At 31.1% G+C, this 15744-nt stretch carries 15 protein-coding genes; all 15 read right to left on the reverse strand.

Features of this window, described 5'->3' with window-relative positions; translation table 11 throughout:
* Nucleotides 1-2348, reverse strand: a 2348-nt coding sequence (locus AJN58_RS00195) for a tetratricopeptide repeat protein (RefSeq protein WP_070287460.1), incomplete at its 3' end; no start/stop codon positions are given.
* Nucleotides 2349-2369: 21 nt separating this feature from the next.
* On the reverse strand, nt 2370-3758 hold the full coding sequence (locus AJN58_RS00200) for an NADH-quinone oxidoreductase subunit N (protein WP_044794378.1): 1389 nt from the start codon (nt 3756-3758) through the stop codon (nt 2370-2372).
* The gene (locus AJN58_RS00205; protein WP_070277929.1) at nt 3748-5235 is read right to left on the reverse strand and encodes an NADH-quinone oxidoreductase subunit M; all 1488 of its coding nucleotides are present in this window, start codon (nt 5233-5235) and stop codon (nt 3748-3750) included. Before AJN58_RS00205 ends, AJN58_RS00200 begins: the two co-directional genes overlap by 11 nt.
* Nucleotide 5236: 1 nt before the next feature.
* Nucleotides 5237-7027, reverse strand: a complete 1791-nt coding sequence (gene nuoL / locus AJN58_RS00210; protein WP_070277930.1) for an NADH-quinone oxidoreductase subunit L — start codon at nt 7025-7027, stop codon at nt 5237-5239.
* 1 nt (nt 7028) lies between these two features.
* A complete protein-coding gene (nuoK, locus tag AJN58_RS00215) occupies nt 7029-7325 on the reverse strand; it encodes an NADH-quinone oxidoreductase subunit NuoK (RefSeq protein WP_002858466.1) in 297 nt (98 codons plus the stop codon).
* Complete coding sequence (locus AJN58_RS00220) at nt 7322-7840, reverse strand: NADH-quinone oxidoreductase subunit J (protein WP_070277931.1); 519 nt, start codon at nt 7838-7840, stop codon at nt 7322-7324. Before AJN58_RS00220 ends, nuoK begins: the two co-directional genes overlap by 4 nt.
* Nucleotides 7837-8478, reverse strand: a complete 642-nt coding sequence (gene nuoI / locus AJN58_RS00225; protein WP_070277932.1) for an NADH-quinone oxidoreductase subunit NuoI — start codon at nt 8476-8478, stop codon at nt 7837-7839. Before nuoI ends, AJN58_RS00220 begins: the two co-directional genes overlap by 4 nt.
* 9 nt (nt 8479-8487) lie before the next feature.
* Nucleotides 8488-9486, reverse strand: a complete 999-nt coding sequence (gene nuoH / locus AJN58_RS00230; protein ID WP_002856570.1) for an NADH-quinone oxidoreductase subunit NuoH — start codon at nt 9484-9486, stop codon at nt 8488-8490.
* On the reverse strand, nt 9479-11941 hold the full coding sequence (locus AJN58_RS00235; protein ID WP_070277933.1) for an NADH-quinone oxidoreductase subunit G: 2463 nt from the start codon (nt 11939-11941) through the stop codon (nt 9479-9481). Before AJN58_RS00235 ends, nuoH begins: the two co-directional genes overlap by 8 nt.
* The gene (locus tag AJN58_RS00240) at nt 11938-12630 is read right to left on the reverse strand and encodes an NADH dehydrogenase (protein WP_070277936.1); all 693 of its coding nucleotides are present in this window, start codon (nt 12628-12630) and stop codon (nt 11938-11940) included. Before AJN58_RS00240 ends, AJN58_RS00235 begins: the two co-directional genes overlap by 4 nt.
* Nucleotides 12627-12854 (reverse strand): NADH-ubiquinone oxidoreductase subunit E family protein, encoded by a 228-nt coding sequence (locus AJN58_RS00245; protein WP_002824979.1) that lies wholly within the window; start codon nt 12852-12854, stop codon nt 12627-12629. Before AJN58_RS00245 ends, AJN58_RS00240 begins: the two co-directional genes overlap by 4 nt.
* A complete protein-coding gene (gene nuoD, locus AJN58_RS00250) occupies nt 12851-14077 on the reverse strand; it encodes an NADH dehydrogenase (quinone) subunit D (RefSeq protein WP_070277938.1) in 1227 nt (408 codons plus the stop codon). The genes AJN58_RS00245 and nuoD overlap by 4 nt, the downstream gene beginning before the upstream one ends.
* A gap of 1 nt (nt 14078) precedes the next feature.
* Nucleotides 14079-14873 (reverse strand): NADH-quinone oxidoreductase subunit C, encoded by a 795-nt coding sequence (locus tag AJN58_RS00255; protein WP_074470063.1) that lies wholly within the window; start codon nt 14871-14873, stop codon nt 14079-14081.
* Nucleotides 14870-15373 carry a NuoB/complex I 20 kDa subunit family protein gene (locus AJN58_RS00260; protein ID WP_002777888.1) on the reverse strand — a complete coding sequence of 168 codons (504 nt, stop codon included), beginning with the start codon at nt 15371-15373 and terminating at the stop codon, nt 14870-14872. The genes AJN58_RS00255 and AJN58_RS00260 overlap by 4 nt, the downstream gene beginning before the upstream one ends.
* Complete coding sequence (locus tag AJN58_RS00265) at nt 15355-15744, reverse strand: NAD(P)H-quinone oxidoreductase subunit 3 (RefSeq protein WP_002824972.1); 390 nt, start codon at nt 15742-15744, stop codon at nt 15355-15357. The genes AJN58_RS00260 and AJN58_RS00265 overlap by 19 nt, the downstream gene beginning before the upstream one ends.

The raw sequence follows: 15744 nt of genomic DNA on the forward strand, positions 1-15744 counted from the left end.
TTTTTACTCTTACATAAATTCTGCCAATTTGAAACACTTTTGATTTCAAGACATTGTTTTAAACTTTCTTTTTCAGCTTGTATATTTTGCATTCTTTCATAAGTTAAAGCTTGGATATATAAAGCTCTTGCTCTATCTTCATCTGAAAGTTTTAATTTAAGCAAATCTGCTAAAACAGCTAAACTTTCTTCATTTTTATTGATTTTAGCCAAAGCATCAAGATACATAAATTCTAAATTAGGACTAAAAAGATTTATACCTTTAAAATTTTGATAGTCAATGGCCTTAGGTGCGTAAGTTAAAATAGTTGTTTGCATATTATGATCATTAGCATAAGAAAGTAAAGCATCATAAGCTTCTACCATACTAAAATTCATTGGAAAACTTTCTAAAATTTGCAAAATTTTAATGGCTTGATTGTAGTCATTTAAACGCAACAAAGACAAAAATTGCAAATAATAAGCCTTAAAATTCTCATCATCGCTTTTTAAAATTCTAGAATTAGCTATATCTTTAGAAATTTTAATCACCTGAGGATATTGTTTATTATCAAAAAGAATAGATGCTTTTTGAAGACCATAAAATATAGAATCTTCGCTATAATTTTTATCTATATAATCAAGTGCTTGTTCAACATTAGAAGTTCTGATAAGACAAGCTAACATTTGTTTTTTATTCTCAATTTTCTGACCTATATCATAAGCGCTAAAACGCATAAAAATATTTGCAGCATTGATACAATTATCAGCTTTTATCGCATTTTTTAAATCATTAACAGCTGCTTTCTCTAAAAATTGAATAGCATTTGGAATTTTTTTACTTTCTATAAGATCTTTATAAGCTAAAATCGCACTAAAATTTCCCTCTTTATAATAAAGTGCAACATCTTCATCTAAAGCTTTATTTGCAATATTCTCATCTTTATTTGCATATTGCTTCATTAAATCTGTATAACGCTGATGCAAAAAGCTTGCATTATTATCACCTAAAGCAAAGAATACCTCATCACTTGCTTTTTTGATTTCATCTAAATACCTACCATCTAAATAATCATCCATATACAAATCAAGGTATTTTTTAGCATCACTAGATCTATTAGTATGTGATAAAACTAAGGCTAAATCTTTTAAAGTTTCTTCATAACTTGGATCAAGTTTGGACATTTTAGCAAAGGCGTCTTCATAAATACTTGCACTTATATCAAATTGTCCTTTTTGATTAAATAATTTAGCAAGTTCTAAAGATCTTGGAATATCTTTTCCAAAATATTCAGGATTGGCTTTTAAAATAGTGTTAATATACTCTATAGCTTTATTTACTTGCCCATTTGAAAGCAAATTCTTTGCCAAACTCATAGCTGCTCTTGCAGCTAAATCTAAATTTTTTGTATTAAAATAAGTATTTTCATAAATATTTACAGCTTTTTCTTTTTCATTTAAATTATAAATATAGTCTGCATAATCAAGTTTTGATAACTGAGTAAAATAATTATTAGGTTGTTCATTATCCAAAATCGACATTGTATATTCTACATCAGCACGCTGGGCTAAAGCGATATAAGTTCTTAACATTATATGTAAAACTTCTGAAAAATTTTTATCACTTGTAAAAGTACGCGTCCAATTTTTAGCATCATCAATCATCTTTTCTAAAATTTGTTGATCACGCATGCTTGGATCTTGGGTGTAAAGTTTATTTTGAGCTCTTAATTTATATAGTATAAATTCACTAATAAAAATACTACCACGATATCTATTGATAGCATTTTGCGCATCAATAGCAACCTGACTATAATTAGCCTTATCGTATTCTTTTTTGATGCGTAAATAAGTATTGATATCTGCACTTTGAGGGATGACAACAGGATCAGAATTTAAATCCAAAGCTCCAACATAAGGCAAGCTCTCGTGTGGAAAATTGATATTAAAATCAAGTCCATCATAGTCTTTAATAGGTGCTAGCTCTGGTGCAAAAATAAAAGTAAAAGCTTTACTTTTATACGAGCTTGATGAACTAAGTTCTTTATCTATATAAATATTTTGAGAAGTGTCAAACATTCTTGCTTGTATTTTTGGCAAAATGATCATTTTAATTTTTTGAGCTTCTTGTATAAATTTTAAATCAAAAGCAGAAAAACTCTGATCTTTTAATTTATTATCAACCATACCTGCAATATCACATTCAAAATGAACTTTTGATTCGGTAATAAATTTTTGACATGTAAATTCTAAATCATTACTCGCATGTAAAACTGCAAAAGCTTGATTATTTTCGCGACCCGTGTTTAAAACAAGCTCAAAAGCAAAAGCATTTAAAAAACTTAATAAAATTAAAAATAATATTCTCATAAAATAATTATAGCAAAACTCTTATAACATTAACAATATAGCAAAAGTGCTTATACAAACACAAAAAGCTAAAATAAAATTTTGTATAAAACTAAACTTAATATTATGAACCCTATCATTTTTCATAAATAAAGCATGAATTAAAATCTTTAAATACGCATAAAGCATAATAACAGAAGATAAAGCCACAAAAAGTGCCAAATACCAATATCCATTTAAAATTGCTGTATTTAAAATCATAAATTTACCCCAAAATACTCCAAAAGGCGGGACACCTGCTAAAGAAAGCACACTAATGCTCAAACAAAAAGCAATTAAAGGTTTTTTAACCAAAAGTCCATTTAAACTCTCATAAGAATTATTCTCATAATTGCTTAAAATCATAAATACAGCATAATTTGCAAAAGCAAATAAAGTCCAATATCCAAAAATAGCAAGCAAAATTCCATCAAAATTTTGTTCTTTTAATAAAGGAATACAAGCCACCAAAACCAAAGAAGAATGCACTACAGAACTATAAGCAAACATTTTTTTGATATTGTTTTGACTTAGAGCCGCAAAAGCACCTATAAGCATAGAAAAAATCGCTAGAACTATTATGATATATTCAAAACCTGTATTATTTAAAAAATCAAACAAACGAATAACCACACCCAACATGGCAACTTTTGGCACAACTGAAATAAAAGCAACCAAATTTGTATGTGCTGCATAATACACATCTTTAAGCCAAAAATGAAAAGGTGCCAAAGAAAGCTTGATTGCACAAAGAACAAAAATCATCACTCCAGCACCCAAAAGCATGGGATCTTTTTGAAACTCATTTTTTAACGCTAAATTAGCAGATAAATCTAAAGTTCCTGTTTTTAAATAAATAAAAGCTACAGCCATAACAAAAAACCCAGCTCCTACAGCCGCTACACTAAAGTATTTTATCGCACTTGAAATAGCATTATCACTTCCACGCATTGCTATTAAAGTATAAAGTGCTAAAGAAGAACTTTCAAGTCCTATAAAAATAAGTACTAAATTTGAGCTTGAAACCATCAAAAGCAAAGATGCAATCACAAATAAAAATAAAGCATAAAATTCACCCTGATTTTCTTCTTTTTGCATTAAAAGATATAAAAATGAAAAACACAAAATCACCAAAGAAGCATAAAATGAAACAATATCATTATTTAAAGTAGCCAAAAAAGCTTTTGCTTCTAAACCTTGAGCATTTGCATTATTTAAAATCAAAAAAGCACTTACAATTAAAGATAAAGAACTTATGCCAATATAAAACGATCGATGAAATTTCCAAAAACCAGAGCAAAGCAAAAGAACTATTGCAGTTGTAATTAAAAATAAAAATGGATAAGATAAGCTTATATTTAAAAGTTCTAAATTTAAAAAATTATTTAACATTTGCCTCTCCTATTTTAGATAAAAAATCTAAAGTATTTTGCTCCACAGCTCTAATATTCATTGTTTTTATAAGATTATCCACATCTTTTTGTATCGGCTTTAAAAGTATATTTGGCATAAGCCCTAGTCCAAAAATCATTACTACAATACACACAAGCGCTACTATTTCTCTAAAGCGTAAAGAAAAACTCTCTATAAAGCTTTGTTTTTGCATGAAAAATATTTTTCTAAATACTGCAAACATATAAATCGCTCCTAAAATAATCACCAAACCTGCCAATAAAGCGTAAAATAAATTAATCTTTGCTATACCTAAAAGAATTAAAAACTCTCCCACAAAAGAAACAGTTAAAGGCAAAGAAACACTCGCAAGTAAAATTAGCATAAAGAAAATTGAAAATAAAGGTGCTTTTTTAGCCAAAGAATGGTAAAAAGAAATATCATAAGTATGATATCTTTGGTGTAAAAGTTCAACCATTAAAAATAAAGCTCCCGTTACAATACCGTGTGCAAACATATAAAAAACCGCACCACTAATACCCAAAGCATTTAAAGAAAAAATTCCCAAAATCATCACACCAAGATGTGAAATAGAACTATAAGCGATCAATTCTTTAATATTTTCTGCTCTATAAGCAATTAAAGCATTATAAACGATACTCACTATGCATAAAGCTACAATTAAAGGCATAAAATACACACTCGCATCTGGAAAAAGTGGTAAACAAAAAAGTAAAAATCCAAAAGGAGCCATTTTAAAAACTACAAGCATTACAGAAACAAGCACAGGCGAATTTGCATAAACCTTAGGTGCCCAAGTATGAAGTGGAAATAAAGGAGCTTTGATAGCAAAAGCGATAAAAAATGCTCCAAAAAGTAAAAGTTGCTCTGTGAAATTTACTGCCGAGGCATTATTTTTCCAAATTTCTAAGTCAAAAGTGAAGATGTTTAAAAGTTGATAATTTAAATAAGCTTGATAAATCAATGCCACAAGCATTAAAATTGAACCCACAAAAGCATAGATAAAAAATTTCACCCCTGCTCTAAAATCTTTACTATAAACTCCCATAATATAAAGCAAAGGCAAAAGAGAAAATTCCCAAAAAACATAAAATAACAAACCATCTTTTGCGCTAAAAAGTCCCATAATGGAAAATTCTAAAAAGAATATACAAGATACAAGTGCTTTTTGTTCCAGCTTTAAAAATAAAAAGCTTAAAAATATCATCAAAGAACTTAAAAGCATCAACACAAGTGCAATACTGTCTACTCCTACATGAAAGCTAAAAAATTTCAAAATTTTAAAAGAGAGATTATAATCAAAGCTTGCCCCTTGTAAAAAATCCGCAAAAATATCCAAATTTAAAGCCAAAATTATAAAACTTACAACAACGCTAAAAACCTTAACGCCTCCGCGATTTAAAAGCAAAACCACAAAAGCAGAAATTAAAGGAAAAAATATCAAATAATTTAGCATTTTACACCATCCATACCAAAATCAACAAAATCACAAAAGCTGCCACCAAAAATCTAAGCATTAAGTTTAAGCTGTTTGGCATAATCATTTTTTGTGAAATAATTTGAGAATACAAAGCAATTTTTTCAACTATTCTATCAAAAATATAAAGATCACAATGCTTTAAAATCGCACATAAACTTTCATATTTTGAAACAATAAATTGATGATAGAATTTAGGAATAAAATAATCATTACTTAAAAGTTTGTGAATTTTATTTTCTTCAATACTTTCTTTAAACCAAGAATTTTTATAAGCAAAAATAGCCAAAATTACACCCAAAATAGCTGCTACACTCGCACAAATCATTACAATTTGATTTTGTGCATCAATAAAAACTAATTTTGTGCTTAAATATTCAAAAAAACTATGTTCAAAAAATCCTGCAATAATAGCTAAAACCATCAAAGGACTCATAGCTAAAAGTGCGATTTTACTTGCTTCATGTGGATGTTCATCATGTCTTGCAGGGGTAAAAAATACCAACATTAAAAGTCTAAAGCTATAAAATGCTGTTAAAAAAGCTGCGATTAAAAGCACCAAAAAAATACCATGGTGAAAAGAAATGAAAGAATATCCTAAAATCAAATCTTTAGAGAAAAATCCTGCAAAAGGATAAATTCCTGCTAAAGCTAAAGATCCTATACACATCAAAATAGCTGTAAATTTTAAAGGTTTAAAAAGTCCACCCATTTTTTTAATGTCTAATTTATCATTCATAGCATGCATTACATTTCCAGCACCTAAAAAAAGTAAAGATTTAAAAAAAGCATGTGTAGCTAAGTGAAATAAAGCTATACCATAAGCCCCAAGTCCTGCAGCTACAAACATATATCCAAGTTGCGATAAGGTAGAATAAGCAATAATGCGTTTTAAATCCCTAGCCACCAAAGCCATAGAGGCTGCAAAAATCGCTACAAAAGCTCCAAGTAAGGCAATAATATAAGAAACCTCAGGAACTAAATCATAAAGCGTGCTCGCACGAATTACCAAATAAACCCCCGCTGTTACCATGGTTGCTGCATGGATTAATGCAGAAACAGGAGTTGGCCCTGCCATAGCATCAGCAAGCCAAGTGTGAAAAGGAAATTGTGCAGATTTTCCCATAGCCCCTATAAATAAACAAGTTGCGATTAGGATCAAAGCGTTGCGATCTAGGCTTTGTGCCATGGAAAAAACTTCATCATATTTTAAAGTTCCTGCTTGTAAATAAAGCCAAAAAATTCCTAAAAGCATACCCAAATCCGCAATACGATTCATAATAAAGGCTTCATTAGCCGCAAAAGAATAAGTATCATTTTTATACCAAAAACCTATAAGCAACCAAGAGCAAAGCCCAACGCCTTCCCAACCTACAAAAAGTCCTAAGAAATTATCGCTCATAACTAAAAAAAGCATAGAAAAGACAAAAAGTCCTAAATAAGCAAAAAATTTATTAAAACCTTCATCATGAGCCATATAAAAAATACTATAAAAATGCACACAAGTAGCTACAATACCTACAACACTCATCATAGTAAGCGAAATGGCATCTATATCAAAGCCAAAATTTACTCCAGCAAACCATTCAAACAAACTCACATTAAAAGCTTCATTGCAAAAAAGCAAATACAAAGAACAAAAAGCACTCAAAGCTATTAGAAGTGAGCAAATTATCCCTACAAATTGTTTTTTCTCACTCAAAGCAAAACAACTTGCAAACAAAAAAGCTATAAAAGGACTAAAAAGAGAAATCAAAGCCAAATTTTGCATACTAAGCCTCCACTTCTTTTAAGCTTTTTAATTCCAAAGTGCCTTTTCTTCTATACCAAAGCACACACAAAGCTACACCAACAGCTACTTCACAAGCCGCTACACCCATGATAAAAAGTGCAAAAACCTGTCCATTTAAATCATTGTGCATTTTAGAAGCTGCTACCAAAGCTAAATTAGCACTATTTAATAAAATTTCACTCGAAATAAAAAGCATAATGAGATTTTGTCTTTTTAAAATCCCTACAAGCCCTATGACAAACATTAAAATAGCTATAAAAAAATACTTTTCTATCATTGTTTTTCCTTTGCCAGCTCTTTATGAGTAAGTACTATAGCACAAACTAAAGCAATCAAAAGTAAAATGGCTATGAATTCAAAAGCCAAAAGATATTTTGAAAAAATCGCTAAAGCCAGTTGTTTATTAAAATCAAACAAAGCAGGATCATTTAAAGACAAATCCGTGCTGATATTTTGGTATTTAAAACCTATAAGCATGGCCAAAAGTAAAATCGCACTTAAAACTACCAAAGTAAAAAAACTTTTTTTAGCTTTAAGTTGTTCTTTAAATTCTTTAGAAGCATCAAAAAACATCATCGCGAAACTATAAAGTCCAAGCACAGCTCCACTATAAACAATAATTTGTATCACGCCTAAAAACTCTGCATCAAGTAAAAAATAAAATCCCGATAAAAACACCATTCCACCCGCTAAAGCCGAAAGAGAATAAAGCATATTTTTACTTAAAACCGCAATGCCAAAAAAGCCTAAAACCACTACACTAAAAAATACAAAGGCTAAATTTTCTATCATTTATTTTCTCCTTGCTCTTGTGTATTTTGATTTTCTAAGGCTCTTTCAATCATCACATCGTAATAACTTGGTGTTTTTACCACCAATAAATCAGCATCTTTTCTAAGGCTTCCTGCTCCTTCAAATTCAACTTGATTTTTAAGCTTATCAATAGGAGTTAAAAAATCTTGCTTATAGCCAAAATAAGACCTTTGCTCGGCTGCATTTTCATACTCTGTCCCATGTACTATAGCAAGTTCTGGGCAAACCTCAGCGCAAAAACCACAATAAATACAACGCCCTAAATTAATACTATAATTTCCTATTTTTTTACGCCCATTTTCATCTAAAGAAGTTTCCATTCTAATACAATTGCTAATGCAAATTTTTTCGCAAAGCCCACAACCTATACATCTTTCATTTTCGCTTTCTATAAAACGCATCAAACGATGAACAGCACGGTAACGATTGTCAAGCTTTACCTTTTCAAAAGGATATTTAATCGTAGCGCTATTATTTCTCTTAAGTAATTCTCTCATCATCACAACAAGCCCTACAAAAAGCTCTAGTTTAACGCTTCTACGCAAAGCTTGTGAAATTTTCTCCCAAGTGCTAACAGGAGTTTTTCTTTTCTCATCCACTAAATAATAATTTTTCATATCAAACTCCTATAAAAGAACTGCCAAAGCAGTGATTAAAAGGTTTAAAACCGCTAAAGGGATTAAGATCAAATAGCACATTTTCATCACTTGATCTGGACGCAATTGCGGAAAAGCAGCTCTTGCCCAAAAATACCAAAAGAAAATAAAACTTGATTTTACTATCATCATAATCCAACCAGGAATAATCCAAAAGCTATTAAAACCCCCTAAAAACAAAAGAGTTACCAAAATAGCTCCAGCTATCATAGAAGCATATTCACCTATAAAAAACATACCCCATCTTAAACCCGAATACTCCGTTCCATAACCCGCTACAATTTCAGCATCATTTTCCGTCAAACAAAGCGGAGTTCTATTGGTCTCTATAAATAAAGCAATTATAAAAAGCACAAAAGCCAAGGGCTGTTTAAAAATAAGCCAAGAAAAAAATCCATCACTTTGATAATTGTTAATATCCACCAAAGAAAAAGAACCTACAAGCATTACAATAGCAATCAAAGCCAAAGCTCCTACGCTTTCATAGGAAATAATCGCTACAAGCCCTCTTGCAGCCCCTAAAATCGACCATTTATTATTACTTGCAAGTCCACCCAAAAACACCGCATAAAAGCAAAGTCCTGAAGTGCCGATGACAAAAAGCAAAGCTACATTGATATCTGCCACTATAGGCTGAATCACCCTTCCAAATAAAGTAAATTCAGGTAGCATAGGAATAGCCGCTAAAGAAACAAAAGCACAAATAGCAGAAATCAAAGGTGCTATAGCAAAAATAAATTTTTGCGAATTTGAAGGGATTATATCTTCTTTAGTAAAAAGTTTTATCATATCAGCTACAAGTTGAATAAGCCCAAAAGGCCCTACCATATCAGGCCCTATGCGTCTTTGAAAATAAGCTAAAACTTTTCTTTCAGCATAAGTTGCAAGACCTGCTAAACTCGCAAATATTGCAATGACAATAATACATTTAATCAAAGCCTCTAAAGCAAAAAAAGCAAAATCACTCATGGTTTGTTCCTAATTTTTCTAAATTCGCCACAACAAATCTTTCATCAAAAAAGCTTAGCGTGTCAAGTTTTTCATCAAAATACGGTAAGAAAGCTCCATTTTTTATATCCTTATCCACACGCACACTAAGGCTTAATTCTTTATCTTTTATTTTAAGTTTTACAAGATCTTTATCTTTTAAATTTTTCTCTTTAGCTAAATTTTCACTTACACCTAAAAAAATCACCTCATTAATCGCACTAGCACGATTTGAAAATCTACCAAATTGATAGCTAGGATTAGCACTATAAAGCAAAATTTCATCTTCTTTTGGGTTTAAATTTTCAAAATTTGGAGAGATGAATTCTTTTTTAGCAACTTGTTTAAAACATTCTAAATTAAGCTCATATCCCCTTTTACAATCGCCTGCATTGGTATAAAAATTGTCTAAATGATCAAAATCAATCGGAGAAAAACCTTTATTTATAGGGAGTCTCTTAGTATAATTTATGGTATATTCCTCATCAAAACCTAAAGCATTAGCTAAATCATTTAAAAAATATCCCTTAAATTCTAAAGCAGCGTTAGTTGGCACCACTCTTTTATCGTAATTTAAAAAAGTTCCTTCTTGCTGATTTAAACTCGCACTAGCTAAATTTGCATGCTCTTCATAAGAAAAACTAAAATCACCTTTTTCATTATAACCTAAAGTCTTGCCTTCTTGTGTGTTTTTATCCAAATCGCAAATCATGGCCACACCTAAGGTATTGGTATGCGTAGGATTTAAAAAGACTTTAAAAGGAGTGGTATTTTGGATCAAAGCAAGTAATTTAGCAAGTTTTTTCGCATTTTTATGAAAATAAAAATCACTCCCTATAACAAGAGTAAAATTTGCTTTTTTAAGCAATAAATCTTCTAATTTATCTTCATCTATGCCTAAATTTTTAGCAAAAATAGAGCGTTGCACTTCTATGATTTTTTTCACTTTCTTAGGCACGACTTTTTTTACTTCTTTTTGAATTTCATTGCCTTCTTCATCTTTTTCTATGACTTGTTCTACAACTTCTTCGTTGATACTTTCTTCTATTTCTTTATTTTCACTAACAAAAAACTCTGCTAAATGAGTTTTGATACCTTCATCTTGGCTAAATTTTTGAAGTAAAAAATATAAAATTTGCTCTTCATCGCCACTTTTATGAATGTGTGAGATAAAATTTTTAGAATATTTTGCTATACCCATATCTTCCATAGGATGAAAATAAAGCCCTGAGCCTTTATTCATCACTAAAGCATTATTGATTTTATAGCTAAGCGTTGGAGCATCATATCTTAAAAGCATTCCAGCCACAACCAAAAAATCACTTTTTGTTATATCTTGAGTATTAGCACTATAAAACTCACCAGAATTAGCGATAAATTCTTGTAAAAATTCTTTAAATTTCAAAGCTTCTTCATTGATCAAAGAAAGATTAAATTTCTTTTTTAAATTTTGTAAAATCAAAGCTTCTTCATTGGTAATAAAACTATTAAATTTAATGTTTTTAATTTCATTTTTCTCAAAAAGCTCCACAAGTTCTTTAAAGGCTTTTTCATCTTTATCCGCCTCATTTTGCGTATCAAAAGCAAATCTTGCAGCCTTATTTAAACTCGCGAAGGCAAAATCATTACTCACACGATAAATTTTTTCTTTTTGATTGCTAATGCCACTTTGCTTAATATCATAATACATCAACTCACAATCGCTTGAATGCGGATTTGAAGCAGGGATTCTTTTAAGTTCCCAAATATTTGAAGTGTATTGAAATTTCGAACCTATCAAAGCTCCTGTTGGACACACGCTTGTACATTCTCCACAAAATGAACAATCAAGCGTATCGCCATTTGCAGGGCCTATCAAACTTTTTTGAAATTTAGTCCAAATCGCATAAGCATCTTTTCCCATGCTCTCTTTAAAGCTATTATCCACACTATCTCCGCCACGAGGAACAGTCTTTAAAGCACTTTCGCCGATTTTATCCTTACAAACTGTAATGCAGCGCTCACATACTATGCAAAGTGCGGGATCGTAATTAATCATTCCCCAATGTTTATGCGGTTTATGCGTGTCTTTAATCCAATGTTTTTGAACATTTACACGGCTTTTATGAGTGAAATTTTGCAATTCACACTCGCCTGATTTATCGCAAACCCCACATTCTAAAGGATGATTGATACAATAAGCTTGCATGATCTCATTTCTTTCATCCCAAAGATTTTGCAAATCACTTTCTACAACCATACCCTCTTTTGCTTTAGTATTGCAAGAATATACCTTTTTACCATCAGCTTCAACCATACACATACGACAAGCCAAAGTAGGACTACAGCCTGAAAGATAGCAAATCGCTGGGATAAAAATATCATTTCTTCTTGCTATATTTAAAATATATTCGCCTTCTTCAAAGGCGCAATCTATACCATTAATCTTAACTGTCATTTTGCTTCCTTTATGCGAATTGGAGTAAAATCAAAACCATTGTTTTCATAATTTAAAAAAGCTATAGTGCCTTGTAAATTTTCATCTAAACAAAGCTTGGTTTTAAGACTAAAATCTTTAGCCAAAATTTCAACTTCACTTTGATCTTTGCATTTTGCAATTTGTAAAAATTGCTTTGAACAATGTAAATTTTTATCTTGTAAATTGGCTCTAAAAAGCACTAAACCATCATAATTATCAAGTTCTTTTAGGGTGTTTAATTTTGCCTTTTTAAAATCACATTCTTCTTCATCGCTATCTAAAATCTTTAATTCATATTTTGCACTTAAGAAATTCAAAAAATATTTGATATTTTCGCTATCTTTATAAGAATGGATATTTTTATCTATAATTAAATACTTAGCCTCTTTTAAAAAAGCAAGCACTTCACCTGCTTCTTCCTCTCCAAAGCAAGATTCAGCACTTAAATATCCCTCATCTAAATCGCAAAAATGCCCTTCATCGCTTAATTTACAAAGCAAGGCTAAAACAAAACTCAAACTTGCAATTTCGCATTTGTAAAATTTAGCTTTTAAGTTTTTATCTTCCAAACAAGAAATATTAATGCTATTTACACCTATTTTTTCACATAAATTTTTGTTTTTAAGGCTTGACATATCTAAAAAACAAAGAGCATTATCATAAATCATACCCTCTCCTTTTTTATAACAATAGTCCAATCCACTTGATTAAATTTCAAAGAATTTAAAAGCTCACAGCCTTGTTCTTTTACAAAAGAAAAACTTTTTTCAACAGGAGAAAAATCGCCGATTTCAAAAAGCACCACTAAAACCTCGCCTTGTTTTGCTTCTTTTATGATTTGTGCTAAATCTTCAAAAAGCTCTTTGCTTTTTCTTAAATCTACTCTTCTCATCGATCTATCTCACCTAAAACTATATTTACATTACCCATAATGGCTACAACATCAGCTAAATAAGTACCTACAAGCATTTCTTCAAAAAACGCACAATGCCAATAACTAGGCGTTCTAGCCTTTAAACGATAAGGTCTTCCTGTACCATCGCTATGGATAAAAAAGCCAAGCTCACCTTTTGGACTTTCAGTAGGCACATAAACTTCGCCTTTAGGAGGTTTTAAACCTTGAGTAATTAAAACAAAATGCTGCATTAAGGAATAATTCTGCGTTAAAATTTGTTCCTTTGAAGCACTTACATACTCAGGATGCGTAGCTAAAATTTCAGGCGGAGTATCTTTATAAAGCATGGCGCATTGTCTAAGGATTTTCAAACTTTCACGAAATTCTTGCATATAAACTTTATATCTTGCATAAGAATCCCCTTGCGTAGCATAAGGCACACCAAATTCGACTTCATTATAAAGCAAATAAGGCTCTTCTTTGCGTATATCGTATTTTATACCGCTTCCTCTTAACATCACACCCGTACAACCCCAATTTAAGGCTTGTTCTTTGGTAACCACACCTACATTTTCAGTTCTTAAACGCCAAATTCTATTATCATCTAAAAGATCTTCATAATCTTTTAAATCATTTGGAAATTTATCGCAAAATGCAAGCATTTCTTCTAAATAACCCTCAGGTAAATCAAGCATAACCCCGCCTATTCTCATAGAAGAATGCGTAAGCCTTGCACCGCAATACTTTTCTATCAAATCCAAAACATATTCACGTTCTCTAAAGCAGTATAAAAACACACTCATCGCACCAATATCAAGCGCATGAGTGGCAAGCCAAAGTAAATGTGATGCAATGCGGTTTAATTCTAAAAGTATCATGCGTATCACTGCTGCACGGCGTGGAATCTCTAAACCACAAAGCTTTTCAACCGCTGCACAATAAGCATAATTATTCGCTGAAGCGGCGATATAATCCATTCTATCAGTAGTAGGAATAAATTCTTGATAAATCATATTTTCAGCCATTTTTTCCATACCACGATGCATATAACCTATACAAGGACGCGCTTTTACAACTTGCTCTCCATCAAGTTCTAAAATAAGACGTAAATTTCCATGTGCTGAAGGGTGTTGAGGGCCTAAATTGATAATCATTTTTGAGTCTTCTTGCTCAAAAGCTATATTTTCATAATAAGGTTTTAACTTGCTAGGAATTTGCATTTTAACGCCTTTTCTCTAAAATTTTTGCTTCATCACGTTTTACTTTTTTTACAAAAGCTACGCCTTCATCTTCTTGATATTCTTGTTTAAAGGAAACTTCCTTCTTTTGACCACCTTTTGGCACTTCATGATAAAGTCTTGCAAAATTTAGCGTATCTTTATCATCAACAAAACCAGGATCTCTTTGTTCTTCGCCCACTACTTCACGATATTCTTTGCCAAAAATTTTATCAATCTCATACCATCTTGCAAACTCATCGCCCTTTAAAGGATAAGTTTTTAAAAGCGGATGCCCAAACCAATCATCAGGCATTAAAATGCGTTTTAAATTGGGATGATTTATGATGAAAATTCCAAACATGTCATAAATTTCTCTCTCACTCCAATTTGCTCCTTTAAAAATATGAGCCACGCTTTGTAAACGCTCTTTTACACCTACAAAAGTTTTTATTCTCACTCTTAATTTTTTTTCTAAATTTAAAAGCTGATAAAACACTTCAAAACCATTTTTATCTGCTATAAAATCAATAGCACTTGCCTCTGTAAAACTTAAATACCCTAAAGTTTTAAGCATTTGCAAGGTTTTAATATTGTCTTCTTTTTTAATTTCTATTACCCAAAAATCAAGCTCTACAAAGGAATTTAAAATTTCTACTTGAGTTTTTAAAACTTCAAAATCATCTTTAAAAACACTTTCATTAACATCAGATTTTACAGTGTGTGGCGCGTGATAAAATCTATCTTTGTAATAATTTTGAGTTTGAGCATTTTTTTTATCGCTATACTTTCTCATTATACCAACCTTTTAGGTGCGATTTTACGACTTGCTTTTTCTTTGCGAATCTTTTTTTGCAAAATCATCAAAGCAAACTGAAAACTTTCTGGACGTGGAGCACAGCCTGGCACATAAATATCTACAGGTATAATTCTATCCACTCCTTGAACCGTAGAATAAGTATTAAACATACCGCCTGTATTGGCACAACTTCCCATAGAAATCACCCATTTAGGATCAGGCATTTGATCGTAAAGTCTTCTTGTAAATTCAGCATGCTTTTTACATAAAGTTCCTGCGATAATCATCACTTCACTATGGCGTGGTGAAGCTCTAAAAATCGTTCCAAATCTATCAAAATCATATCTTGAACCCCCAGCCGCCATCATCTCAATCGCACAACAGGCAAGTCCATAAGATAAAGCCCATAAAGAATTACTCCTGCCCCATTGAACTAGTTTATCAACACTAGTTAAAACTACGGGCAAACCACTTGCATAATTTACTTGATGCTCTGCCATGCAAACGCTCCTTTTTTATAAGCATATAAAAATCCAACTCCTAAAAGTACGATAAAAACAAAAACTTCTAAAAGCCCAAACCAACCTAAATCTTTAAAAATCAAAGCCCAAGGAAATAAAAACACAACTTCTATATCCAAAAGTATGAAGATTAAGGCGATGATGAAAAATTGAGAGTTAATCTTGTTAGCTTGTTTAACAGGAATAGGACCACATTCATAAATTCCAAGTCCTAATTTTTTGCGATTTTTTGCGGCAAAATTATTACCAATTTTTGAAGCTAAAAAAACCAGTCCAAAAAAAATAACACTAGCAAGTACTAGCATTAAAAAAATACCAAAATAAGGATGCGAAGCATCTATATGAGACAT

Origin of the sequence: Campylobacter sp. BCW_4321 (assembly GCF_001763075.1) — a bacterium.
In the GTDB taxonomy this organism is placed as follows: domain Bacteria; phylum Campylobacterota; class Campylobacteria; order Campylobacterales; family Campylobacteraceae; genus Campylobacter_D; species Campylobacter_D jejuni.